The sequence below is a fragment of the Blastococcus sp. SYSU D00813 genome (assembly GCF_054050735.1).
Genome location: NZ_JBJGZX010000011.1, coordinates 113,630 through 136,050, shown reverse-complemented (window position 1 = coordinate 136,050; position 22,421 = coordinate 113,630). Strand labels below are relative to the sequence as shown.

21 protein-coding genes, 1 tRNA gene and 1 pseudogene are annotated in these 22,421 nt (G+C 69.0%); 15 read left to right on the top strand and 8 right to left on the bottom strand.

The window, feature by feature from the left end; genetic code table 11:
- The first annotated feature begins 7 nt into the window (after positions 1-7).
- From ACI8AX_RS10535 to ACI8AX_RS10525, 3 genes are read left to right on the top strand one after another with little or no spacing between them, the layout of a single operon-like run.
- Positions 8-730 (top strand): YcnI family copper-binding membrane protein, encoded by a 723-nt coding sequence (locus ACI8AX_RS10535; protein WP_456549756.1) that lies wholly within the window; start codon positions 8-10, stop codon positions 728-730.
- Positions 727-1,389, top strand: a complete 663-nt coding sequence (locus tag ACI8AX_RS10530; RefSeq protein ID WP_456549755.1) for an SCO family protein — start codon at positions 727-729, stop codon at positions 1,387-1,389. Before ACI8AX_RS10535 ends, ACI8AX_RS10530 begins: the two co-directional genes overlap by 4 nt.
- A gap of 2 nt (positions 1,390-1,391) precedes the next feature.
- Complete coding sequence (locus ACI8AX_RS10525; RefSeq protein WP_456549754.1) at positions 1,392-2,453, top strand: hypothetical protein; 1,062 nt, start codon at positions 1,392-1,394, stop codon at positions 2,451-2,453.
- A gap of 18 nt (positions 2,454-2,471) precedes the next feature.
- On the opposite strand, the gene ACI8AX_RS10520 is transcribed toward ACI8AX_RS10525, so the two are convergent.
- Genes ACI8AX_RS10520 through ACI8AX_RS10505 form a run of 4 tightly spaced genes read right to left on the bottom strand, consistent with a single transcriptional unit; the run spans position 2,472 to position 6,742 of the window.
- Positions 2,472-3,293, bottom strand: coding sequence for a phosphocholine cytidylyltransferase family protein (locus tag ACI8AX_RS10520; protein ID WP_456549753.1), 822 nt, complete (start codon positions 3,291-3,293; stop codon positions 2,472-2,474).
- Positions 3,280-4,407 carry a CDP-glycerol glycerophosphotransferase family protein gene (locus ACI8AX_RS10515; protein WP_456549752.1) on the bottom strand — a complete coding sequence of 376 codons (1,128 nt, stop codon included), beginning with the start codon at positions 4,405-4,407 and terminating at the stop codon, positions 3,280-3,282. Before ACI8AX_RS10515 ends, ACI8AX_RS10520 begins: the two co-directional genes overlap by 14 nt.
- Positions 4,404-5,198 carry an HAD family hydrolase gene (locus ACI8AX_RS10510; protein ID WP_456549751.1) on the bottom strand — a complete coding sequence of 265 codons (795 nt, stop codon included), beginning with the start codon at positions 5,196-5,198 and terminating at the stop codon, positions 4,404-4,406. The genes ACI8AX_RS10515 and ACI8AX_RS10510 overlap by 4 nt, the downstream gene beginning before the upstream one ends.
- Positions 5,195-6,742, bottom strand: coding sequence for a mannitol dehydrogenase family protein (locus ACI8AX_RS10505; protein WP_456549750.1), 1,548 nt, complete (start codon positions 6,740-6,742; stop codon positions 5,195-5,197). Before ACI8AX_RS10505 ends, ACI8AX_RS10510 begins: the two co-directional genes overlap by 4 nt.
- A gap of 469 nt (positions 6,743-7,211) precedes the next feature.
- Between ACI8AX_RS10505 and ACI8AX_RS10500 the strand changes: the two genes are divergently transcribed.
- The 4 genes from ACI8AX_RS10500 (at position 7,212) to ACI8AX_RS10485 (ending at position 9,017) form a co-directional block, all read left to right on the top strand.
- Positions 7,212-7,979: a M23 family metallopeptidase gene (locus tag ACI8AX_RS10500; RefSeq protein WP_456549749.1), complete on the top strand. Its 768-nt coding sequence runs from the start codon at positions 7,212-7,214 to the stop codon at positions 7,977-7,979.
- Positions 7,980-8,003: 24 nt separating this feature from the next.
- Entirely contained in the window at positions 8,004-8,417 is a 414-nt protein-coding gene (locus ACI8AX_RS10495; RefSeq protein WP_456549748.1) for a helix-turn-helix domain-containing protein, read from the top strand.
- Between the two features lie 20 nt (positions 8,418-8,437).
- On the top strand, positions 8,438-8,851 hold the full coding sequence (locus tag ACI8AX_RS10490; protein ID WP_456549747.1) for a VOC family protein: 414 nt from the start codon (positions 8,438-8,440) through the stop codon (positions 8,849-8,851).
- Positions 8,852-8,941: 90 nt separating this feature from the next.
- Positions 8,942-9,017, top strand: a tRNA-Ala gene (locus ACI8AX_RS10485).
- A 664-nt stretch (positions 9,018-9,681) separates the two neighbouring features.
- On the opposite strand, the pseudogene ACI8AX_RS10480 reads toward ACI8AX_RS10485, so the two are convergent.
- Both ACI8AX_RS10480 and ACI8AX_RS10475 read right to left on the bottom strand, forming a co-directional pair.
- Positions 9,682-10,659, bottom strand: a pseudogene (locus tag ACI8AX_RS10480) (recombinase family protein); the annotation flags it as partial.
- 50 nt (positions 10,660-10,709) lie between these two features.
- Positions 10,710-11,213 carry an ImmA/IrrE family metallo-endopeptidase gene (locus ACI8AX_RS10475; RefSeq protein WP_456549746.1) on the bottom strand — a complete coding sequence of 168 codons (504 nt, stop codon included), beginning with the start codon at positions 11,211-11,213 and terminating at the stop codon, positions 10,710-10,712.
- A 280-nt stretch (positions 11,214-11,493) separates the two neighbouring features.
- Here ACI8AX_RS10475 and ACI8AX_RS10470 point away from each other — a divergent pair, with 280 nt between their 5' ends.
- The 7 genes from ACI8AX_RS10470 to ACI8AX_RS10440 all read left to right on the top strand — a co-directional run bounded on the left by ACI8AX_RS10470 (position 11,494) and on the right by ACI8AX_RS10440 (position 20,876).
- The gene (locus ACI8AX_RS10470) at positions 11,494-13,101 is read left to right on the top strand and encodes an N-6 DNA methylase (protein WP_456549745.1); all 1,608 of its coding nucleotides are present in this window, start codon (positions 11,494-11,496) and stop codon (positions 13,099-13,101) included.
- Complete coding sequence (locus ACI8AX_RS10465; protein WP_456549744.1) at positions 13,094-13,807, top strand: restriction endonuclease subunit S; 714 nt, start codon at positions 13,094-13,096, stop codon at positions 13,805-13,807. Before ACI8AX_RS10470 ends, ACI8AX_RS10465 begins: the two co-directional genes overlap by 8 nt.
- Entirely contained in the window at positions 13,804-15,033 is a 1,230-nt protein-coding gene (locus ACI8AX_RS10460; protein ID WP_456549743.1) for a hypothetical protein, read from the top strand. The genes ACI8AX_RS10465 and ACI8AX_RS10460 overlap by 4 nt, the downstream gene beginning before the upstream one ends.
- Positions 15,030-18,170, top strand: a complete 3,141-nt coding sequence (locus tag ACI8AX_RS10455; protein ID WP_456549742.1) for a type I restriction endonuclease subunit R — start codon at positions 15,030-15,032, stop codon at positions 18,168-18,170. Before ACI8AX_RS10460 ends, ACI8AX_RS10455 begins: the two co-directional genes overlap by 4 nt.
- Positions 18,170-19,237: a restriction endonuclease gene (locus ACI8AX_RS10450; protein WP_456549741.1), complete on the top strand. Its 1,068-nt coding sequence runs from the start codon at positions 18,170-18,172 to the stop codon at positions 19,235-19,237. Before ACI8AX_RS10455 ends, ACI8AX_RS10450 begins: the two co-directional genes overlap by 1 nt.
- Before the next feature lie 83 nt (positions 19,238-19,320).
- The gene (locus ACI8AX_RS10445) at positions 19,321-19,971 is read left to right on the top strand and encodes a Cap15 family cyclic dinucleotide receptor domain-containing protein (protein WP_456549740.1); all 651 of its coding nucleotides are present in this window, start codon (positions 19,321-19,323) and stop codon (positions 19,969-19,971) included.
- Positions 19,971-20,876: a nucleotidyltransferase domain-containing protein gene (locus tag ACI8AX_RS10440; protein ID WP_456549739.1), complete on the top strand. Its 906-nt coding sequence runs from the start codon at positions 19,971-19,973 to the stop codon at positions 20,874-20,876. The genes ACI8AX_RS10445 and ACI8AX_RS10440 overlap by 1 nt, the downstream gene beginning before the upstream one ends.
- A gap of 306 nt (positions 20,877-21,182) precedes the next feature.
- Here ACI8AX_RS10440 and ACI8AX_RS10435 read toward each other — a convergent pair whose 3' ends face one another.
- Entirely contained in the window at positions 21,183-21,596 is a 414-nt protein-coding gene (locus ACI8AX_RS10435; RefSeq protein WP_456549738.1) for a hypothetical protein, read from the bottom strand.
- Positions 21,597-21,661: 65 nt separating this feature from the next.
- Complete coding sequence (locus ACI8AX_RS10430; protein WP_456549737.1) at positions 21,662-21,868, bottom strand: hypothetical protein; 207 nt, start codon at positions 21,866-21,868, stop codon at positions 21,662-21,664.
- A 327-nt stretch (positions 21,869-22,195) separates the two neighbouring features.
- On the opposite strand from ACI8AX_RS10430, the gene ACI8AX_RS10425 reads away from it, so the two are divergent.
- Positions 22,196-22,384 (top strand): hypothetical protein, encoded by a 189-nt coding sequence (locus ACI8AX_RS10425; RefSeq protein WP_456549736.1) that lies wholly within the window; start codon positions 22,196-22,198, stop codon positions 22,382-22,384.
- The last annotated feature ends 37 nt before the right edge of the window (positions 22,385-22,421 follow it).

The following is a 22,421-nucleotide window of genomic DNA, read 5'->3' as shown; positions in this document are numbered from 1 at the left end:
GAGCAGCATGTCCCCGCCCCGCCCGCTCGCGCGCGCCTGCGTCGTCGTGCTGGCCGTCCTGACCGCCCTGGCGGCCTCGGTCGCCGTCGCGGGCGGCGCGTCGGCGCACGTCACCGTGTCGTCCGACGACGCCGCACCCGGCGGGTTCGGCACGCTCACCTTCCGGGTGCCGAACGAGAGCGCCACCGCCAGCACGGTCTCCCTGCGCGTGCAGCTGCCGACGGAGACGCCGCTGGTCTCGGTGAGCACCCGGCCGGTGCCCGGCTGGACCGTGACCGCCACCCGCTCGCAGCTGCCCGACCCGGTCGATGTCGAGGGCACCCCCGTCACCTCCTACGTCTCCCAGCTCGAGTGGCGGGCCGACGCCGGCGCCGGCATCGCACCGGGCCAGTTCCAGGAGTTCGCCGTCTCCGCCGGCCCGCTGCCCGACACCGGCTCCCTCGTGCTGCCGGCGGTGCAGACCTACAGCGACGGGACGGAGAGCGCCTGGATCGAGCCCACCGTCGAGGGCCAGGAGGAGCCCGAGCGCCCGGCGCCCGTCCTGGCGCTCACCGCGGCCGGGGCCACGCCCGCGTCGTCCGGGGACGGCGCCCACGGGCACGACACCGCGGCCGCCGAGGGCGACGACGCCACCGGCCTGGCCCTCTTCCTGGCCCTCCTGGCGCTGTTCACCGGCCTCGCCGGTGTCGTCCTCGGGTACCGCGCCGGCCGACGTACCGTGTCCTCGTGACCGCATCGCTCCGCCGGCTGCCCGCCCTCGCGCTGGCCGCCGGCCTGCTGCTGGGCGGCTGCTCGGCCGCGGACACGGACGACGAGGCGGCCGCTCCCTCCTCGGGCCACGACCACTCCGGCGGGGTCACCGTCGAGGGCCCCGACGACGAGTACGCCGGCCTCGACCTGCCCGACCCCTACCAGCGGCCGTCGTTCACCCTCACCGACACCTCCGGCGCGGCCTACGACTTCGCCGAGCGGACGGCGGGGCGCCCGACGCTGCTGTTCTTCGGCTACACGAACTGCCCCGACATCTGCCCGACGACCATGGCCGACGTCGCGCTCGCGCTGCGCCGGCTGGACCCGGCGGTGGCCGAGCAGGTGCAGGTGGTCTTCGTCACCACCGACCCGGCCACCGACGTCGGCCCGGTGCTGGGGGAGTACCTCGGCCGCTTCGACGCCGACCTGCCGGTCGACTTCACCGGCCTGACCGGGGAGCAGGGCGCCATCGACCGCGCCCAGCTGGCGGCGGGCGTGCCGCTGGCCGAGGACCAGGGCCGCCAGCACTCGACGATCCTGCTGCTGTACGGCTCCGACGACCAGGCGCACGTGGCCTTCGACGGCGGCAACACCGCCGCGGACATCGCCTCGGACCTCGAGAAGGTCGTGGAGGGATAGCGGTGCGCAGGACGCCGGCCCGCCTCCTGGTGATCCTGGCGGGCATCGTCGCCGTGCTGGCGCTGGCCGGCCCGGCGGTCGCCCACGTCGGCGGCGACGTCGCCGGCAGCGACTTCGACGGGCGCATCACCTCGGTCAGCCCCCAGGTGCCCGGCGTGACCGTCCGGGTGCTGCAGTTCGGCGACGAGTTCGAGGTCGTCAACACCACCGGCACCGACGTCGAGGTCCCCGGCTACAGCGGCGAGCCCTACCTGCGGATCGGCCCGGACGGCGTCTGGCGCAACAGCCGCAGCCCGGCGACCTACCTCAACCTCGACCGGTTCGGCCGCGCCGACGTCCCCGAGACCGCCGACGTCGGCGCCGAGCCCGAGTGGGTGCAGGTCTCGACCGGGTCCGAGTACGTCTGGCACGACCACCGCACGCACTGGATGAGCGAGGGGCAGCTGCCCCCGACGGTCGCTGCCGACCCTGACCGCGCGCACGTCGTCTCCCGGTGGGTCGTGCCCATGACCCACGGCGGGACCGACATCGAGGTGGCGGGGGAGCTCACCTGGGAGCCCCCGCCCTCGCCGTGGGTGGTGTGGCCGGCGCACCTGGCCGTCGCCGCCGCCGCGCTGGCGGCCGGGCTGCTGGCCCGCGACGCCCGCCCGCTGGGCGTGGCGATGCTGGTGGGCGGGGCCGGGGCGCTGGCGCACGCGCTGGCCACCCCGGAACCGCCGGCCAGCATCAGCTCGCACGCGGGGGCGATCGCCTCGGCGCTGCTGCCGGCGCTCGCCGCGCTGCTCGTCGCCGTCCTCGGCGCCCGGGCCGCGTGGCGCGGCCGCGGGCGGATGGCGGGGTTGTGCGCCGCCGTCCTCGGCTGGCTGCTGCTGGTGCAGGGCCTGCCCGACGTCGACGTCATGTGGAGCGCGAACGTGCTCTCGGCCGGCCCGGACGCGTTCGCCCGGGTCGTGGTCGCGCTGCTGCTCGGCCTGGGTGCCGGGCTCGTGCCCGGTGGCGTCGCCGCGGTGCGCCGGTTCCGGGAGTCCGCCGCCCGCGCGGCGGAGCCCCAGCCCGCGGGCTGAGGCCCGCCGCCCGCGGGACTACGCGGTCTCGGGTACCGGGTGCAGCAGCGCCCGGTTGGAGAACAGCTCGTTGGCGCGCTGCAGGTCGGTCTCGAAGTCGACCTCGACGGCGGAGAACCGGCTGATGTCGACCGGCCGGACCCGCAGGCCGTCGGCCCCGATCGCGGTCTCGATGCCGCGCTCGAAGTAGTCCTGCGCCGCGCAGGCGGCCAGGTGCTCGACCAGCACCGGCTTGTCGGCGCCGGAGACGTAGTTGATGCCCACGGCCTCGCCCAGGCCGCCGACCACCGTCTTGGACAGCTCGGCGATGCAGCCCTCGCCGTCGAGGGTGTACTTGACCTCCTCGTCGGCGACGGTGGAGGTGTCGACGCAGACGAAGCTCTCGTCGGCCAGCACCGACGGCAGCGCCGCTTCGAGCACGGCCGGGTCGAACACGACGTCGCCGTTGAGCCACAGCACGCCGCCGTCCCGCGTGGCGCGCAGGGCGCGCAGCAGGCTCTGCGAGGTGTTGGTCTTGGCGTAGTCGGGGTTGTAGACGAAGCGGACGTCGGGCGCGGCGCGCATGACCCGCTTGGCCTTGAAGCCCACGACGACCGTCACGTCGACCGCCGGCCCGAAGACCGCGCGGAGCGTGTCGAGCTGGCGCTGCAGGATGCTGCGGCCGTCGTGCAGCGGCGTCAGCGGCTTGGGGTGCGGGCGCCCCAGGCGGGTGCCCATGCCGGCGGCCAGGATCACGACCTGGACCGGGACGGTCGCCGGCCGGCGTGTGCTGGCGGAGCGGGCGAGTTCCAGCAGACCGGCGGCCGGTCCGGCGTCGAGAGCGCGGTCAGCGATGCGCACTGTCGTCCCCTCCTCGGGTGTTCGCGGAACCGGCGGGCACGGTGCCCGCCGGGAAGAGCAGGTCGAGGACGCGCTCGGTGGCGTGGCCGTCCTCCAGGGAGCAGAAGGTCTCGCGGAAGCGTGCGTAGCGCTCTGCGCTGTCGGCGACGACGGTGTCGAGGTCGGCCAGCGCCGCGACCAGCTCCTCGCTGGTGCGCAGCAGCGGCGTCGGGGCCACCTCGGCGAGGTCGAAGTAGAAGCCGCGCAGCTCGTTCTGGAAGTACTCCAGGTCGTAGGTGAGGTACAGCAGCGGCTTGCCGGTGATGGCGAAGTCGAACATCGTCGACGAGTAGTCGGTGACCATCACGTCGGCGGCCAGGTAGAGGTCGCGGATGTCGGGGTGGCTGCAGACGTCGCGGACGGCGGAGCCCTCCACCACCTCCAGCCGGTCCATCACCATGTTGTGCAGCCGCAGCAGCAGCACGTGGTCCGAGCCCAGCCGCGCGGAGAAGTCGTCGAGGTCGATGGCGAACTCGAAGTCCTGCGGGCCGGTCTTCTTGAACACCAGGTCGTCGCGCCACGTGGGGGTGTAGAGGACGACGGTCTGCTCGTCGGTGATCCCGAGGTCGGCGCGCACCTGCGCGCGCACCGCGTCCCGGTCGGGGCTGTTGAGCAGGTCGTTGCGCGGGTAGCCGGTCTCGTGCACCGGCCCCTCGAAGCCGAACGCGCGGCGGAACCGCGGCGTGCTGGCCGGGTTGGGCGACAGCAGCAGGTCCCAGCGCGCGATGTCCTGCTCCAGGTAGGCCAGCCGCCCCTCCGGCGCCCACAGGACGTCGTTGTGGATCCGCTTGAGCGGGGTCCCGTGCCAGGTCTGCAGGTAGGTGGTGCCGGGCCGCTTCTCCCAGTCCAGCGGGATGTGGTCGTTGGAGATCACGACGTCGGCCCCCTCGAGCGCCGCGATGCACTCCGGGCTGCCGAAGGGGACCGTGGCCACGTCGGCCGGGAAGGTGGCCTCGGTGTGCGGGGCGGACAGCCACGTGTGGGTGGCGTCGACCCCGCGGCGCACGAGCTCCTCGTAGAGCGCGCGCGGGCTGTCGGAGAAGTGGCCGCGGAAGGCGACGTAGACGATGTTCACCGGGTTCCTCCCGTCGGTTCGGTGCCGTCGCGGCGGGTGAGCACCGGCAGCAGCAGGTCGGCGAGCTCCCGCCAGGAGGCGACCACGGCCAGCACGCCCGCCTCGCGCAGGACGGCGTCCCGCTCCGCCCGCTCGGCGGGCGGCACGAACAGCAGGTTGCCCACCGTGGGGCAGCCGGCGCGGACGGCCGACAGCGCGCCGGCCTGCGAGTCCTCGACGGCCAGGGCGGTGGCGGGGTCGACGCCCAGCTGCTCGCAGGCGTGCAGGTAGACGGCCGGGTCGGGCTTGCTGGTGGGGACCGGCAGCGAGTCCTCGGCGCTGAAGCGCACCTCGGGCGGCAGCAGCCCCGCCAGCCCGGTCGCGCGGAAGCAGGCGTCGAGCCGGGTGAGCGCGCTCGAGCTGACCACGGCCGGCGTCAGGTGGCGGGCCAGCTCGGCGACGGCCGCGGTCGTCTCCTCGTGCGGCCGCAGCACCTCCCCGAGGTACGCGGTGACGGCCCGCTTCTCCTCGGCGACCCACGGCTCGATGTCGGTGTCGGGCCGGCCCGCCTCGGCGGCCAGCCGCCGCGAGGTCGTCCGGAAGTTCATGCCGGTGGTGGCCAGCCGGAGCTCCTCGGCGGTGAACCGCTGGGGGGAGCCGACCTCGGCGAGGAAGCGGTTGGTCACCTCGGCGGAGGCGACGAAGGCCGGTTCCTCGCTGGGGAACAGGTTGCCGTCGGCGTCGCACAGCAGCGCGCGCAGACCGGAGACCACGTCGGCGGGCAGGGCCGGCGTGGCGGAGGGGGCGCTCACCGGGGCACCGCTCGGGACCGGCGGACGGCCGCGGCCACGGCCGGCCGGACGCCGTCGGAGACCAGGTCGGCCAGCGCGGCGGCCAGGTCGGCCACGAAGGCGGGCTCGTCGGCGAGCTCCCCGAAGACCGGCCGCACGGCGAGCAGCGGCCGGGGATCGGTTCCGCCGGCCCGCGCCAGCGCGACGAGCTCGGCGCCGCGCTCGTCCTCCACCGCGTCGTGCAGCTGCAGCCAGCGGATCCAGCCGGCCACCGCCAGGGTCAGCAGCGGCGGCCGGACCCCGCGGGCCAGCGACTCGCGCACCGAGGGCAGCAGGTGGTGGGCCATCTTCGTCGAGCCGCGCCGGCACAGGCGGTGCAGCCGGTCGCCGATGGCCGGGTTGGCGAAGCGCTGGAGCAGCACGGCCTTGTACTCGTCGAGGTCGACGCCCTCGGGCCGGGGCAGCAGCGGGGTCACCTCGACGTCCATGAGCCGCGCCGCGTAGGCGGCGAAGACGTCGTCGCCCATGAGGTCGTCGATCTGCGCGTACCCGGCCAGCGTGCCCAGGTAGCCCAGCGCCGAGTGGCTGGCGTTCAGCAGCCGGGTCTTCATCAGCTCGTAGGGCGCCACGTCGGGGACGAAACGGACCCCGACCCGGTCCAGCGGCGGGCGGCCGTTGCGGAAGTCGTCCTCGATGAACCACTGGGAGAACGGCTCGGTGATGACCGGCCAGCGGTCGTCGACGCCGTAGCGGCTGGCCACCGCCGCGCGCTCCTCGGGGGTCGTCTGCGGGGTGATCCGGTCGACCATGCTGCTGGGGAAGCCCACCCGGTCGGCGATCCAGCGGGCCAGCACCTCGTCGCGCCGGCGGGCCAGGCCGACCACGGCGGCGCGGGTCGCGTCGCCGTTGCGGTGCATGTTGTCGCAGGAGACGACCGTGAACGGCGCCGTGCCGGCCCGGCGGCGGCGGTCGAGCGCCTCCACGAGGTAGCCGAACGTGGTGCACGGCCGGGTGGGGTCGGCCAGGTCGCGCTGCAGGTCTGCGGCGGAGTCGTCGAACTCGCCGGTGTGCGGGTCGAGCGGGTAGCCGGCCGTGGTGATGGTCATGGTGACCATCCGCGTGCGGGGGTCGGTCAGCCGGTCGAGCACCGCGTCGGGGGCGTCGGGGGCGAAGAGGTAGTCGACCATCACCCCGACCACGCGGGCCCGCTCCCCGTCGGGGCTGCGCTCGACCACCGTGTACAGGTGGTCCTGCGGCGCCAGCGCCTCCTGCATGTGGCGGTGCCGCAGGCCCACGCCCACGACGCCCCAGCCCGTGGAGATGCCGAGCTGGGCCAGCTCGTCGAAGTAGGTGAGCTGGTGGGCCCGGTGGAAGCCGCCGACGCTGAGGTGGACGACGGACGGCGTCAGCTTGGCGCGGTCGTAGGTGGGGACGGTCAGGTGCTCACCGTGGAGCACCAGGGTCGCGTCCGAGAGAGGGCGGACCGGGGCGACTGCCGGGGCGGTGGGGCAGGTGGCAGCGCCGGCGAGGGCCGGCGGGCCGGGGGAGCGCTCCGGCGTCGTCATGCGGCATCCGTTCCTTCACTCTCGTCGGTGCGATGACCTCCAGGTGGGTCCACCGGGCCGGTGGGTCCCGCAGGCGGGTGTCGGGCGCGGGGAGCGCACGACGGGATCAGCGGGAGTGCTGATCATCGGTTCACGGCGGAGCCGCTGTCCACCCGGGGGGCGAGGACTTGTTCCTCGACCGCCCGAGGGGCGTCGGCCCGACCCCGCGGTCGGACCGGCGCGTTGGCTCCACGCCGGGAAGGCGTCCATGCCCATCCCCGCGGAGAGTCAAACTCCCGAGCGGTCGGAGCGGTTCCGTTCCGCGCGCGCCGTGACCGGACCGCAACGCCTGGGGCGTGTGGGATGTCACACGCGGCGTGTCGTGATGAACACGCCGAGTAGGGGGTCACGAGCCGGTCACGGAGTGTTTGGATGCCGGAGCCAGCGATCCGGCCCACCCGGGCTCTTCCCCCACGGAGCAGGCAGGTACATGCGCAGCACCTCCCGCGCGAGCGCCCCCGCGAGCGGTCCGGCCACCGGATCGCACCGCGCACCCGCCGCCCGCCGGCGGCGCGGGGTGCCGGCGCGGCGGCCGTCGGCCCTGCTCGGGGCGCTGGTGGCCGGCGGGGTCGGCGCCGCGGTCCTCGGCCTGCAGAGCCCGCCGGAGGCGGCCGCGGAGGCCACGAGCGTGCTGTCCGCCCAGCAGGAGCTGGGCATCGTCGACGAGACCGAGGTCATGCCCATGGCCTCCATCACCGAGGCCGAGGCCCAGGAGCGGCTGCAGGAGGTCACCGCCGCGCGCGCCGCGCGGGCCGAGGCCGAGGCGGCCGCCGCGGCGGCCGCGGCGGAGGCCGCCCGGCCCAAGACGGTGCTGCCGGTCTCCGGGGCGCGCTTCACCAGTGGGTTCGGCTCGCGCTGGGGCACCTTCCACTACGGCATCGACCTGGCCGCCCCGATGCACACGCCGGAGTACGCCGCCGCCGACGGCGTGGTGCTGCGCGCCGGCGCCGCGAGCGGGTTCGGGCTGGCCGTCTACATCCTCCACGAGAACGGCGACGTCACCGTCTACGGCCACATGGACGAGATCCTCGTCGAGGTCGGCGACTACGTGGACGCCGGCACCACGATCGCGCTGCTGGGCAACCGGGGGCAGTCCACCGGGCCGCACCTGCACTTCGAGGTGCACCAGGGCGGGATGAACGGCGAGCGGGTCGACCCCGTCGACTGGCTGGCCGAGCGGGGCGTCGAGGTCGGCTGACCCGCCTCTGCTGTTATGGCGGCCGTGGCCAGCGCGGTCGAGGACACCAACCGGCGGATGCTGCGCGCCCGGGACGCGATGGACCGCGCGTACGCCGAGCCGCTCGACGTCCCGACCCTGGCCGCGATCGCGCACGTCTCCGAGGCCCACTTCATCCGCACCTTCCGGGCGACCTTCGGGGAGACCCCGCACCGCTACCTGCAGCGGCGGCGGGTGGAGCGGGCCATGTTCCTGCTGCGGACGACCGACCGGAGCGTGACCGACATCTGCATGGCGGTCGGCTTCAGCAGCCTCGGGACGTTCAGCCGGGTGTTCCGGGAGGTGGTGGGGGAGTCGCCGAGCGCCCACCGCAGCCGCGGGCCGCTCCCGCCGGCACCCTCCTGCTTCGCGATGGCGTGGCTGCGACCGAGCAGTTTCGGAGAAGCACCCCGGGGCTGAGCCGCCCTAGCGTCGTCGGCATGTTGACCGGGATCACCATCAGCCAGATCTACGTCCCCGACCAGGACGCCGCCCTCGACTTCTACGTCGGCAAGCTCGGCTTCCGCGTCCACAGCGACATGCAGTTCGGCCCGATGCGGTGGCTGACCGTCGTCCCGCCGGGCCAGCCGGACCGCCAGGTCCTGCTGGAGAAGCCCGGTCCGCCGTCGATGAGCGAGGAGACGGCGGCCGAGGTACGGCAGGCGGTCAGCAAGGGCGTGGCCGGCGGTCACCTGTTCCTCGCCTGCGACGACGCCTACGCGACCCACGCCGAGCTCAAGGCCAGGGGCGTGGAGATCACCGAGGACCCGGTCGACCAGCCCTACGGCATCGACTTCGGCCTGCGCGACCCCTTCGGCAACCACCTGCGGATCGCCCAGCTGAAGCAGTCCTGACCGGCGGCGTGCCACACCCCCTCCGCGGTGCCTCCTGACGGGGGATGTACAGTTGCGGACGGCTCAGGGGCACGTGACCGGGGCCGGAACGGGGCTGTGGCGCAGCTGGTAGCGCACCACACTGGCAGTGTGGGGGTCAGGGGTTCGAGTCCCCTCAGCTCCACCAGATAGGTAGTACTCGAACCCCTGACCGCGAAAGCGGTCAGGGGTTCGTTCCGTTTAGGGGCCGATCGAGGACGTGCAGACGTCGTCGACCAGCCCGTGGACAGTGCCTGCAGGTCAGTCAAGGTGCTCGCCCGGTCCGTGGTGGCTTGCCGTAGCTCGGGCGCTAGCAGCAGCTGGAAGGGCGCGGCCAGCTCACCGGTCAGCGTCTCGTCGTCCGTCACCAGCAGCTGACGGAAGAACACCTGGTTGAACTGGCGCCGCAGCTTGGGGCCGGCCAGGCAGTAGGCCCGGTAACAGTCCTGGGCTAGCGCCAGGGCGTCATCCAGTGTGCCGAGCACCCGCTGCAGCCGATCGTCGGCGTCCTGGAAGTAGGCGGCGGCGCTGGCCAGTTCGCGGCTGATGCGGTCCTGCTCCCGCTTCAGGAGATCGAGCGGCAGGGCTCCGGCGTAGAAGGCTTGCAGCAGCTTGCCGCGTTCGTCCTCCAGCTTGCGGTGGCGCTGCTGCTGCCGGTCCCGTTCGGCCACCAGGTTCTCGTTGACGGCGGTGAAGGCCTCCTGTAGTTGTCGCTGCAGCTCGGCCGCCAGCGCCGGGCTGAGGCGGATGGCGCGGTACTCCTGCTCGACGAGGTCCTCGACGACGTCAATCGGCAGGGCCCGCTGGGTGCAGGCGGTGCGCCGCTCGTGCCGGCCGGCGCAGATGAAGTACTCGTACTTGGTGCCGTGGCGGTTGGTCTTGTGGTCGACCAGCAGCCCCTCACCACAGCGGCCGCAGAAGACGCTGCCCTTGAGGTAGTGGTGATGCAGGCGCTGTTTCTCGCCGGCGTAGCCTTGGGCGTCCAGCCGGTCTTGGACGGCCTGCCAGACCTCAGCCGCCACCAGCGGCTCGTGCCGGCCGGGGTACTCGACGCCGCGGTAGCGGACCACGCCCTTGTAGTAGGGGTGGCGCAGCAGGCGGGTGAAGTGGCTGAGGACCAGGGCTTGACCGGGCCGGGTCTTCATCGGACGGGTGGTCAAGCCGCGGGCCGTCAGTTCGGCCAGCAGGGAGCGCAGCGTCCAGTCGCCGCTGGCGTAAGCCTCGAAGGCCCAGCGCATCAGCGGCGCCCGCTCGGGGTCGAGTTCGACGCTGCGCAGCTCGCGGCCGTTGCCGAAGGAGATGACATTGCGGTAGCCGACCGGCGCCCGGCCGGTGGTACCGCCGCTGGCTGCCTTCTGGCTCAGGCCCTTAGCGACCTCGGCGCCTAGGTTGCGCGAGTAGAACTCGGCGATCGAGCTCATGATGCCGTGCAGCAGCATGCCGCTCGGCGTCTCGTCGATGTTCTCGGTGACGGAGACAAGCCGGGCGCCAGCCTGCTGGATGGCCAGGTTGATCGTGACGTCGTCGGCCCGCGACCGGGCCAGCCGGTCGACCTTGTGAACGATGACCTAGCTGACCGGGGCGGTCTGCAGGTGGGCCAGCAGTCGCTGCAGCTCCGGCCGATCGGCTGAGCGGGCGGACTCGCCGGCATCGACGAACTCGGCCACCACCTCGGCGCCGAGAGCCTCGGCCTTGCGGTAGCAGGCTTGGCGCTGGGCCGGGATGGAGAAGCCTTCGGCCTCACCGCCGCGCTCGGCCTGGTCTTTGGTACTGACGCGCAGGTAGACCACCGCGGTGGCCGGCGCGGTCTCCTGGGCGACGCTGGGCACGGGCTGCAGGCTCACGCCGGACTCCTCATCCAAGGCCGCTTCAGGCGGGCGTAGGTCGGTGATTGTCGGCCTCCGTTCCGGTCGTCGCTCGGCGCTATCCCCAGGCCAAGGTGCGCCAGCCGCCGACTCATGGCCTGCGGCGAGACGCCGAACAGCCGGCACAGCTCGCTGACCCGCTGGTAGCCGTCAGCCCAGGCGGCGTACAGCCAGCGCTTGGGCATCAGCAGGCAGGCGGCGAAGTAGTCGGCGGCCTGCTCAGCCTGGGCGGCGGCACTGAGCCCCGGGCGGTCGACGTACAGCTCGGCGCGGAAGCGGTGGTCGATGGCGTGCTTGAACTCATGGGCCAGTGAGAAGCGCTGGCGGACCAGCGGCTCGGCGCCGTTGAGGACGATCAGCCAGCGGCCGTTGTGCCAGGCGGTGCAGCCGGACACCGGCAAGTCGACGTCGGTGGTCACCAGCACCCGCGGCAGTCCGACGTCTGGATCCAGATCATCGAGCAGGCCGGTGTGACGCACTTCGCCAGTCTGACCTACGGAGACATCGAGGCGGACGCGCTGGCGGCACTGCCGGACTGCTAGAGACGTCGGCGCCGTCTGGTCAAATGTGACTGCTGGGACGGAGGTGGCCAGCCTGCAACGCTGGGCCCCGACGCGCATGCAGCGCCCAGGAGCGTCACGCGCCGTTCTGTCGGAGTGCCAGCTTAGGCTGCAGCGGACGACGGCAATGGTTGTATAATGGGAGCACAAACATGCGGCACATTACTGACATAACCACCATTCGAAAGGGATCGGCCTAATGGCGGCGCCGATCCGTATGCAGGGCGCAAAGTCGGCGAAGTCGCTGGAAGCGACGCTCTGGGACGCCGCAGACAAGCTTCGGGGAAACCTGGAAGCGGCGGAGTACAAGCACGTGGTGCTTGGCCTGGTCTTCTTGAAGTACGTTTCTGACGCCTTCGATGCTCGCCGGCGGCAACTTGAGGCAGCATTGACGGACCGCGCCTCGGATGACTACATCCCTTCCGAGGAGCGAAGGGCGAAAATCCTGGATTCCCGGGACGAGTACACCAGCAACAACGTTTTCTGGGTGCCGGACGAGGCGCGCTGGGGCTACCTCCAGGACAACGCCAAGAGCGCTGCGATCGGGCAGCTCGTGGACTCAGCGATGGACCTCATCGAGAAGGAGAACCCGTCGCTGAAGGGCGTCCTTCCGAAGACGTATGGCCGCGCCGACCTGGACAAGCGCTTACTCGGCGAGCTCGTGGACCTCGTCGGGACGATTGGCTTCACCGCGGTCGACCACGGCGCCGACGACGTCCTCGGCAGGGTGTACGAGTACTTCTTGGGCGGCTTCGCCGCCAGCGAAGGACGCGGCGCCGGCGAGTTTTACACGCCGCGGTCGGTGGTCCGACTCCTCGTCGAGATGCTCGAGCCCTATGGGGGCCGGGTCTACGACCCCTGCTGCGGCTCGGGCGGGATGTTCGTGCAGTCCACCGAGTTCATCGCAGCCCATGGCGGTCGGCGTGATGACATTTCAATCTTCGGCCAGGAGTACGTCGCAGCCACCTGGCGACTGGCCAAGATGAACCTCGCTATCCGCGGCATCGACGCCAACCTCGGCGATGAGGCTGGGGACAGCTTCTTCCGTGACAAGCATCCTGACCTGCGGGCTGACTTCATCATCGCCAACCCGCCATTCAATATGAGCGATTGGGGTCAGCCACAACTCGCCGAGGACCGTCGGTGGAAGTACGGGCTGCCGTCCAAGGGCAACGCCAACTTCGCTTGGGTGCAACACTTCCTGCACCACTTGTCGCCGAACGGTAGCGCTGGCTTTGTACTCGCTAACGGCGCATTGTCCTCAAATCAGTCCGGTGAAGGCGACATCCGCCGAGCGATCATCGAAGACGACCTTGTCGACTGCGTCGTCTACCTGCCAGCCCAGCTGTTTTACTCCACACAGATTGCGGTCTCGCTCTGGTTCCTAACTCGCAACAAGGGCGCACGGACGTCGGGTCATAATGGCAACCGCTATGGCGACCGTCGCGGCCGGACGCTATTTATCGATGCCCGCCGCTTGGGTCATATGATTGACCGGACGCACCGCGATTTCAGCGCGGAAGACATTGAGCAGATTGCTGGTGCTTATCGCGCCTGGCGCGCCCAGGATGGCTCATACCAGGATCAAGCGGGGTTCTGTCGGAACGCCAGCCTTGACGATATTCGAGACCATCGCTACTCCCTGGTGCCTGGTCGCTACGTCGGCTTTGCTCACCGTCCCCAGGCAACCGAGCGGGATACTGAGCGATTGCTGGCCGATTTGGCGGATGTCGAACAGCAGATTGCTCAGGTGGAAAAGCTGTCGCGCCAGGCGGTCGACACGCTGCGGGAGGTTATCGGTGGCTGAGCCTTACTTGGACTGTCCGAAGGAATGGACGCGAACCACACTGGTCCCCGACCGGTCGGGTGAGTTCGTGCTTCGGGCGGAGACTGGCGCGACGCCGTCAACCCGTAACGCCGACAACTGGGACGGCGACGTGCCGTGGCTGACACCCAAGGAGGTCACTGACCTCGACGGCTCCATCTACGTGTCACGAACGGAGCGCTGCATCTCGCAGACTGGGCTGAAGACGTCGGCCGCCAAGCTCATGCCCGCCGGCACCGTCATGCTGACCAAGCGCGCGCCCGTCGGCGCCGTGGTGGTCAACGCCGTGCCGATGGCAACCAACCAGGGCTTCCTGAACTTCACCTGCGGCAAGGGACTACGGCCGGCCTACTTGGCGGCCTGGTTCCGGGCCAACAAGCCGTACCTCGACGCCGTCGCCAACGGCTCGACCTATCCCGAGCTGTACGTTGCCGACCTGTTCGAGTTCGAGCTGGCCGTGCCGCCTCTTGAGGTTCAGGACCGCATCGTGGCGGTGCTCGACGCCTTCCAGGTCGTCCTCGCCATGGAGTCGTCGCTGGAGCAGCTCGTGACGTCGCCGGAAGAGCTGTCCGCGGTCCAGCAGAAGGGCCGGAAGCTGCGCGCGCTGCGCGACGAGATGCTGCCGTTCATCGTGTCCGGGCAGCTGGCCCCGCAGGCAGTGCGCCTGGACCGGGAGCTCGTTGGATGAGTCCGGTCGAGCTGTGCCTGATCGACAACTGCCGCCGCCTGCGCGGTCATAGCGGTGGCCACGAGCAGCTCCCAGGCGAGGCCTGGGACTTCCTGGCCGATAAGGACAAGAACAAGCTGGACAAGGCTGGCTACGCCACGCCGCGTGGTGGCGCCAAGGGTGCCTACCAGAACCACGTGCTCAGGAGCAGCCGGGTGATCATTCCCTACGAGCGGCTCGAGTCATCCAACCTGTCCGACTACGCCGCCGGGGGATACGTCATCCGCCTGTTCCCCGAGCAGTACTTCGCGGCGCCGGGCGTTGTCCGGCCCGAGTTCCAAGTCTTCGGCGCACCGGTTGTCGGCGAGGACGCATTCGTCCTGTACCGGACCCACAGCTCGTTCGAGAGCCTGCCGCCGCTCCCGAACTGGCAGGTGCGCGGGCTGACCAAGAACGGCGCGCCGGTAACCAGGCGCGGCGTGGGCGTGGAGGACACGGGTCACTACGTGCTCCGCATGGCCGCCCTCGGGCCGGGACGTCCGGCGCGCTCCGAAGGTCCGCCTCAGGGCATCTTCGCGCCGGAGTACGCGCCCGCCGAGACGAACTATCTCTGCCAGTGCGTCCTGGCCTGGCTGACCGTCCACACCTACGGCAGTCCGTACGTGGCCACCCAGGCGCGTCACCTCGAGGCCATCCTGAAGCAGGCGGGCCTGCTCGATATGAGCGGTTACGAGCTGCGCGGCGTGCTGCGCCACGGCCTGACCGCCTGCCCACTCTGCCTGCGCATCATCCGGTACGAGCAGCTGCACGAGCTCGTCAACTTCGAGGAGGGCTCCGGGCTGGTCAACGCCGCCATCCAGGTCGAGGGCGCCACCCGGTCGACCGACGTCAACCTCTTCCACCTGACGCCGCTGGTCTACGGCAGCCTGCAGCATGTCGCTGACTCCGTGGCCTGGGGACACGCCAACTGCAACACCCGGCTTGGCCAGCGGCACTGCTACTCACTCGATGAGCTGCAGCACGAGGGCCTGAAGCTCGGGATCCTGCACGAGGAACGGCTTGAAACCTTCGGCTGGATGTCGCCGGACTTCCAGATGATCCGCTCGCCGAACGGTGCGGTCTGGATCCAGCTCTGCGACGACATGACGCCCGCCGAGCTGGCCGGCGAGCCGCCGTTGCGGGCCCCCGTCGCTGAGGACGAAGCCGAGCTGCCGACCGACGGTCCGCTCGAGGAAGCCGTCTTATGAACATCGGCGGCATCACCGAGGATGTCGTTGAGCTGGCTGCGCTCGATTACTTCCGCGAGCTCGGCTACCAAACCGTCCGCGGTCCAGTGCTGGCCCCTGACGGCGACCTTCCGGAGCGGACCGGGTACGACGACGTGATCCTCGTCGACCGCCTGCTGGACGCCGCCGGTCGCATCAACCCCGACCTGCCCGCGGCGGTCGTCCGGGATGCCGTCCGGGTGCTGCGACGAGCCGAGTCGCAGAATCCACTCGCCGAAAACGAGCGCGTCCACCGGCTGCTCACCCAAGGGGTACCCGTCGAACACCGCACAGCCGACGGTGGCGTCCGCACCTCGCTGATCTGGCTGATTGACTGGGACCGGCCGACCGCCAACGACTGGCTGGTGGTCAACCAGTTCACCGTTATTGAGAACAATAAGAACCGGCGGCCGGACGTCGTCGTCTTCGTCAACGGCTTGCCGCTGGGTTTGCTGGAGTTGAAGAACGCCGGGGCTGAGAACGCGACCCTGCGCGGCGCCTGGAACCAGATTCAGACCTACCGGACGGACATTCCGGCAATCTTCGCGGCCAACGCGGTGACGGTCATCTCCGACGGGATGTCCGCTTCGATGGGCTCATTTACGGCCGGCTGGGAGCACTACGCGCCGTGGAAGACTATCGACGGCCGCGAGCTGGTGACGGACAAGCCGGCGCTCGAGGTCCTGGTCAAAGGGGTCTTTGAGCCGCGCCGCTTCCTCGACATCGTCCGCTCCTTCATCGTCTTCTCCGACGAGCCGGACGGCCTGATCAAGCGGGTCGCCAAGTACCACCAGTTCTGGGCGGTCAATGCGGCCGTCGCTTCGACGATCGAAGCGGCGGGGCCCGCTGGCGACCGGCGCGGCGGCGTCGTCTGGCACACCCAGGGCTCGGGCAAGTCGATCGAGATGCTGCTGTACGCCGCCAAGATGATGCGATCGGCCGCCATGGGCAATCCGACTCTGGTCTTCATCACCGACCGCAACGATCTCGACGACCAGCTGTTCGGCGAAGTCTTCGCGCCAGCCCGCGTCTTGCCGGAGCATCCCGTCCAGGCTGAGACCCGGAGCGACCTGCGCCGCCTGCTGCGGCGCGCCTCCGGCGGCATCATCTTTACGACGCTCCAAAAGTTCGCGCCGGAGGTCGGTGGCGACCAGAACCCGGTGCTGACCGACCGCCGCAACGTTGTCGTGGTGGCCGACGAGGCGCACCGCTCGCAGTATGGCTTCGGCGAGTCGCTGGCCCCCGACGGCACGCTGAAGGCCGGCCTGGCCAAGCACCTACGCGACGCCCTGCCGAACGCCACCTATCTCGGCTTTACCGGCACGCCGATCGAGTCCGGCGACAAGTCGACGCGAGCGGTCTTCGGCGACTACATCGACGTCTACGACCTGACGCGGGCCGTCGAAGACGGCGCCACGGTACGAATCTTCTACGAATCACGGCTGGCCAAGGTGTCGCTCAACGCGGCTGACCTGGGGACGCTCGACGAGCTGGCCGACGAGATCACCGAAGGCGCCGAGGAGCAGGAGGCCTCCAAGGCAAAGTCGAGGTGGGCCCGGCTGGAGGCCGTCGTCGGCGCCAGCGAACGGCTCGACCTGATTGCCGCCGACATTGTCCAGCACTGGGAGCGGCGCCGAGCCGAGCTGTTCGGCAAGGCCATGATCGTCACCATGTCGCGGCGCATCGCCGTCGACCTGTACGACAAGATCGTCGCCCTGCGGCCGGACTGGCACAGCGACGATCCGGCGGCGGGCAAGATCAAGGTCGTCATGACCGGTTCGGCGGCTGACCCAGCGGCTTTCCAGTCTCACATTTATCCGAAGGACGTCCGCAAGCAACTGAAGAGCCGGGCCAAGGACCCGAACGATCCGCTGGAACTGGTCATCGTCCGCGATATGTGGCTGACCGGCTTCGACGCCCCCTCACTGCACACGATGTACGTCGACAAGCCGATGCAGGGCGCCGGGCTGATGCAGGCCATCGCCCGTGTCAACCGCACATTCCGCGACAAGCCCGGTGGCCTAATCGTCGACTACATCGGCGTCGCCACCAACCTGCGCTCAGCCCTCGCCGAGTACTCACCAACGGACCGCGACCAGGCCGGCGTGCCCATCGAGGAGATGGTCGCCGTCATGCTGGAGAAGCACGACATCGTGCGGGCGCTCGTACACGGATGCACCTTCGATTCGTCGCCGCAGTTGCCCGCCGCGCAGCGACTGGCGCAGCACGCCCTGGTCCTTGACTTCGTCATGGCCGACCCGGACCGCACCAAGCGCTTCCTCGATCAGGTCCTGGCGTTGACCAAGGCGTTCGCGCTCTGTGGCGCGCGCGACGAAGCGGCCACCGTCCGCAATGACGTCCGCCTTTTCGCCGACGTTCGAGCCGCCATTGTCAAACTGCAGAGCCCTGATTCCGGCAGCGCTGGCACGGGCGGCGTGGAGCTAGACACGGCGATCGGCCAGCTAGTCAACGAGGCAGTAGCCGCTGACGAGGTGGTCGACATCTACAAGTTGGCCGGCGTCGACGCACCCGAGTTGTCCATCTTGTCCAATGAGTTCTTGGACAGCCTGGCCAGCAAAGACAAGCCCAACCTGCAGATGGGGCTGCTCCGGCGCCTCATCAACGATCAAATCCGGACGGTGCAGCGCAGCAACGTCGTGCAGGCCCGGCGGTTCTCGGAGCAGCTCGACGAGGCCATCAACCGCTACACCAACCGGGCGCTGACGACGGCGGAGATCATTGCCGAGTTGGTCAAGCTCGCCAAGGAGATGCGCGACCAGAACCGCCATCACGAACAGCTCGGGTTGTCCGTCGCCGAGGCGGCCTTTTACGACGCCATTGCTCAGAACGACGCCACGGTCCTACAGATGGGCGACGAGGTTCTGAAGAAAATCGCGGTCGATCTCGTCTGGGCAGTGAGGGCGAGTGCCACGATCGACTGGTCACTGAAGGAGTCGGTACGAGCTGCAATGCGGTCCAAGGTGCGGCGTCTCCTGGCCAAGTATGACTACCCACCGGACCAGGAGGAACGGGCAATTGAACTGGTGCTGCAGCAAGCAGAGGTCTTCGCCTCATCGGACCCTGAGCCCGACCTGCGCGCCGCTGGAGGCGCGGCCTAATGGCTAAGGCGTGGGTCATCCGCTCCGGCAAGTACGGCGAGCGTGATCAGTGGGCGCTCGAGACCGGTGTCTCCGGCGGAGGGTGGAAGGAGTTTGGCGATCTCACGCCCTACGCCTCCAAGGAAGAGGTGGCCGCCGCCGTGGCAGCGGCTTTCCCGGGGGCGTCGGCAGGCCGCCTGACCAACTACACCGGGCAGGTCTTTGCACTGCGCAGCCGGATCGAGCCGGGTGATCTGCTGGTCATGCCGCTGAAGACCACGAACAAGATTGCCCTGGGACGGGTGACGGCCGGCTATACCTACCTGGCGGACGAACCGGACCCCGACCGGCGCCACGTCGTCAAGGTCGACTGGAAGCGAATCGACCTGCCGCGCACCGCGGTCAAGCAGGATCTGCTATTCACCCTGGGCAGTGCCATGAGCATCTTCGCGCCCAGCAAGAACAATGCCATCGCCCGTCTTGAAAACCTGCTGGCGACCGGCAGTGACCCCGGCAGTCTTGGTCTCGCCGCCACTCCCAACGCGTCCAGTCAGGTGTCGGCTGATGCCGGTGCCGTCTCGGTCGTCGATGAGCCGGAGCTGACGGCTGACATTGAAGAGGTGGCGCGCGACCAGATCACCTCGCGCATCGCCGAGGAGTTCGCCGGCCATGGCTTGGCAACGCTTGTCACGGCCGTACTGACCGCCGAAGGCCTGCTCTGTTCGCAGTCGCCACCCGGCCCTGACGGTGGCATCGACATCACCGCGGGCCGCGGCCCGCTCGGCCTTGATCCGCCGCGCATCTTGGCCCAGGTCAAGTCCGGTGACGACTCGGTCGGTGCGCCGGTGGTGACCCAGTTGCACGGCGTTATGACTACCTATGGCGCCGACCAGGGCCTATTGGTCGCCTGGGGAGGCCTCAAGAAGCCGGCGCGCGACGCCCTCAAAAACCAGCACCTCAAGGTGCGGGTCTGGGAGGCGACCGACGTCGTGGCCGCAGTCTTGCGCAACTACGACCGTCTGCCCGACGACATCAAGGAGAAGTTGCCGCTACGCAGAGTCTGGATGCTGTCGGATGTCGGTTTCTAAGCCCGGCCATATTCAAGACGAATTGCCGTTCAATGACCCTTCCGCCATAATGGCGTTATGAACTTAGTGTTTGAGGCTTGGGAGTGACTGCTCCGCAAAAGGCGGTCCGTTTCGCGGCAATCGGCGTCAGTGTCGCCTATGCAATCACGCTTTATCTCGTCGGCGTGGAACTCGACGGGTCCGTCAAATCTGCTCTGTCCTACCTGCCGACACTTGCAGTCCTAGGTGTGGTGGCCTTCGACAAGTGGGTTTGGCGCTGGCCGGGCATTATCCGACTCCATACGCGACCGCGACTCGATGGATTGTGGTCGGTTGCGCTGAAGCCTGACAAGCGCAGTCACATCCCCAAGGACGGCAACTGGGGGCCAATTCAGGCCTACGTGGTTGTCGAGCAGACGTTCTGGACGATCTCAATTGCTCAGTTCACGAAGGAAAGCGTTTCGCACTCGCGGGCAGCGGTGTTCATTCCGCGCCAAGAAAGTCGCCGCAGCATCCTAAGCTTCACTTATGACAATGTTCCGAGTCGGGAGCACATCGGCCGCAGTCCGCGACATGTCGGCGCGTGCGAGCTGGAGACGGCTGGAGATGCACCGAAGCAGCTCCGTGGTGTGTACTTCACGGATCGTTTCACGGCTGGCGATATGCTCCTAGAGCTGGTTGACCGCAGTGCCGACTACGGCAGCTTTGCGCAGTGCCATGAACATACGAGCCATAGGGCGACGGGGGATATCTGATGGATTGGGAAGCTTGGCTGCGCCGTGCGGCCCAGCCGCCGAGTGACACCGAAGATGGCAAGCGGGATCGCACGGAACAGCAGATCAAAGATGCGCTAGATGCCTATGCGCCACTCGCTGGCAAGTACGTTGTTTACGCCAAGGGCTCCTACGCGAACAATACGAACGTCCGCCTCAACTTTGATGTCGACATTGCTGTCGAGTACACCGGCTACTTCTATTCGGATCTGTCCTTCGCTCTCAAGGGCCATGACCAATCAGAGGTCGGCGTGGTCGACAGCGACGATCCGTACACCCGCGAGGACTTCAAACGAGACATCAAGGCCGCGCTGGTCAGGGCGTATGGCGCATCAGCGGTTGAACCTGGACGTATTGCGCTGCGGATACGCGAGAACAAGACGACCTTACCGGCCGATGTTGTGCCCAGCTGGGAGTACCGCCGCTACGACGGCTTCGACGCATCAGGCAGGCCGATCATGCATGTCGGCTCCCGCGTCTATCCAAGTGATGGCGGATGGGTGAACAACTTCCCGAAGATTCAGGTCGTTGAGGGCATAGCTAAGAACAACAGCACGGGTCGGCGCTACAAGCGGATGGTCAGATGTCTCAAGAAGATGCAGACCTACTTAGTCGAGACAGGTGAGTTGTCCGAAGAGCTACCGTCCTATCTCGTCGAGTGTCTGGTCTACAACGTGCCGAATATGCTCTTCGGCAGCGACAGCTACCTCGAAGACTTCCGAAAGGTTCTGTCATTCCTATGGGGCGAGACGCAGGAGGGCGGCGACTGGAATGACTGGGTGGAGGTACACGGACTGCACTATCTTTTCCGCGGCGGCCGCTCCTGGACACGGGGGCAGGTTCATCTCTTGGCCGACAAGGCTTGGGATGCTGTCGGCATCGGGTAAGCCGCTCTAGTCTCTGCTGCGACGGAGCTTAATCACGCCGCTTAGTTCACCGGAGGTTTCGTGCCATACCCGCCCCGGCCGCAGCTGGTTCCGCTACCGGAGTTCGCGGGCACGAACCTGTCTCGACCTAACCCTGCGGTGCAGGCACGGGTAGAGGCCTTTGTGCTGACCGAGTATGAGGCAGGCCGCTCACTCCGTCAGATCGCCGAACTGACCGATCGGTCGCATTCGGGCAGTGCGCAATATACTGAGCAAGCGCGGTGTGCATCGGCGGCCGACTGGGGCGCCCGCTTCGGAGGGGCGCGCCTAGCTTAAGTTGGCGAGCACCTTCTGCAGTTGCTCCGCGCGGTCAATGCTGGTGCGATAAGCCGATACCACCTCCTCGAGGTGGGTACGGTTGCTTACCGGATGGTGGTAGCTCCGCAAGCAGACGCCCGATGCAAGCCTGCCGATCCGGATAGTCATCCCCGCCAGTCCTGGCTGGGTGAAATCTCCACCGCTGGGGATGCTTTGAACGAGTGATTCGTAGCAGGCGAAGTTCTCATACCAGGCGTGGATGTAGTCATGGATCTCGTGGCCGGAGATCCAGAGCAGCGTGCCGTTGTAGCGGAGATCCGGCCCGGGCCAATAGTAGTGGATTCCCCACGTGTTAGCCGCCACCTTCAGGACGCCGCCACCAGCGATCTGTTCCTGATAATGCGGTAAGCGGTCGGTGATCATGCAGGCGCCCTTCGACTCCGGACTCTGGCCGAGAGCTTTGTAGCATCGCACTAGGCGCCCCGGGTTCAGCCATGCGGCTTGGTGATGCCTCGCAGTGGGATGGCACGTCGGAGCAGGGCGCTTCGAACAACCGTGTGGTCCTTGCCGAAGTGATCGCCGATCCGGGTCAGCGACCAGCCGTCGGCGTACAGCTGGATGGCCTCCTCGACTTGGTCGTCGGTCAGACCGCGCTTCCGGCGCTGGACGCCATTGACGTCGAGCAGTCGCAGCACGGCGCCTTGGCTCAACTTGTAAGTCCGTTGCAGCCACTTCGTCGACCTCCCGGCTTGGTAGTCGGCGCACAGCTGGGCGACGCCGTTCGCCCCTAGCCGGTCCTCGGCCTGCTGTCGCTGACGGGGTGGTCTCGCGGGAGCGGTCGGAGCGGCCTGACGGGGGAGGGTCCGCCATGCGTCCAGTAGGCGCGTGAAGGCGTAGCCAGGGTTCGAAAGCTGACCCTCCAGGTCCACCCGTTCGACACAGGGCGTTCTCCTCCGGAGGGCGCCCTGTGTCGTTGCCGAGGTGGTCGCCGACCGTCTGGACGGCGGGTCTACGGTCGTCGCATGCCGTTGGTCTTCCACTGGGGTGGTCCCCGCCACGGCGAGGTCGACGACGTGGCGGCCGAGCAGCTCAAGTCGTCGGTGCTCGTCTACGACGGCCCGCACTGGTACGGCGTCTACCAGCGCTTCGAGCCCGTCCAGGTCCGGGAGACCCCCGAGGGGCCGGCCGAGGTCTGGGTCGTCCGGGAGTAGCCGCCGCCCGCCGCGCCGCCGCTCGGCCAGGATGGCG

Bases quoted from the DNA above. Each gene is read 5' to 3' on its own strand.
- ACI8AX_RS10535 (WP_456549756.1), top strand. From the start codon at position 8: ATGTCCCCGCCCCGCCCGCTCGCGCGCGCCTGCGTCGTCGTGCTGGCC.
- ACI8AX_RS10505 (WP_456549750.1), bottom strand. From the start codon at position 6,742: ATGACGACGCCGGAGCGCTCCCCCGGCCCGCCGGCCCTCGCCGGCGCT.
- ACI8AX_RS10500 (WP_456549749.1), top strand. From the start codon at position 7,212: ATGCGCAGCACCTCCCGCGCGAGCGCCCCCGCGAGCGGTCCGGCCACC.
- ACI8AX_RS10490 (WP_456549747.1), top strand. From the start codon at position 8,438: ATGTTGACCGGGATCACCATCAGCCAGATCTACGTCCCCGACCAGGAC.
- ACI8AX_RS10470 (WP_456549745.1), top strand. From the start codon at position 11,494: ATGGCGGCGCCGATCCGTATGCAGGGCGCAAAGTCGGCGAAGTCGCTG.
- ACI8AX_RS10460 (WP_456549743.1), top strand. From the start codon at position 13,804: ATGAGTCCGGTCGAGCTGTGCCTGATCGACAACTGCCGCCGCCTGCGC.
- ACI8AX_RS10455 (WP_456549742.1), top strand. From the start codon at position 15,030: ATGAACATCGGCGGCATCACCGAGGATGTCGTTGAGCTGGCTGCGCTC.
- ACI8AX_RS10450 (WP_456549741.1), top strand. From the start codon at position 18,170: ATGGCTAAGGCGTGGGTCATCCGCTCCGGCAAGTACGGCGAGCGTGAT.
- ACI8AX_RS10440 (WP_456549739.1), top strand. From the start codon at position 19,971: ATGGATTGGGAAGCTTGGCTGCGCCGTGCGGCCCAGCCGCCGAGTGAC.
- ACI8AX_RS10435 (WP_456549738.1), bottom strand. From the start codon at position 21,596: ATGATCACCGACCGCTTACCGCATTATCAGGAACAGATCGCTGGTGGC.
- ACI8AX_RS10425 (WP_456549736.1), top strand. From the start codon at position 22,196: ATGCCGTTGGTCTTCCACTGGGGTGGTCCCCGCCACGGCGAGGTCGAC.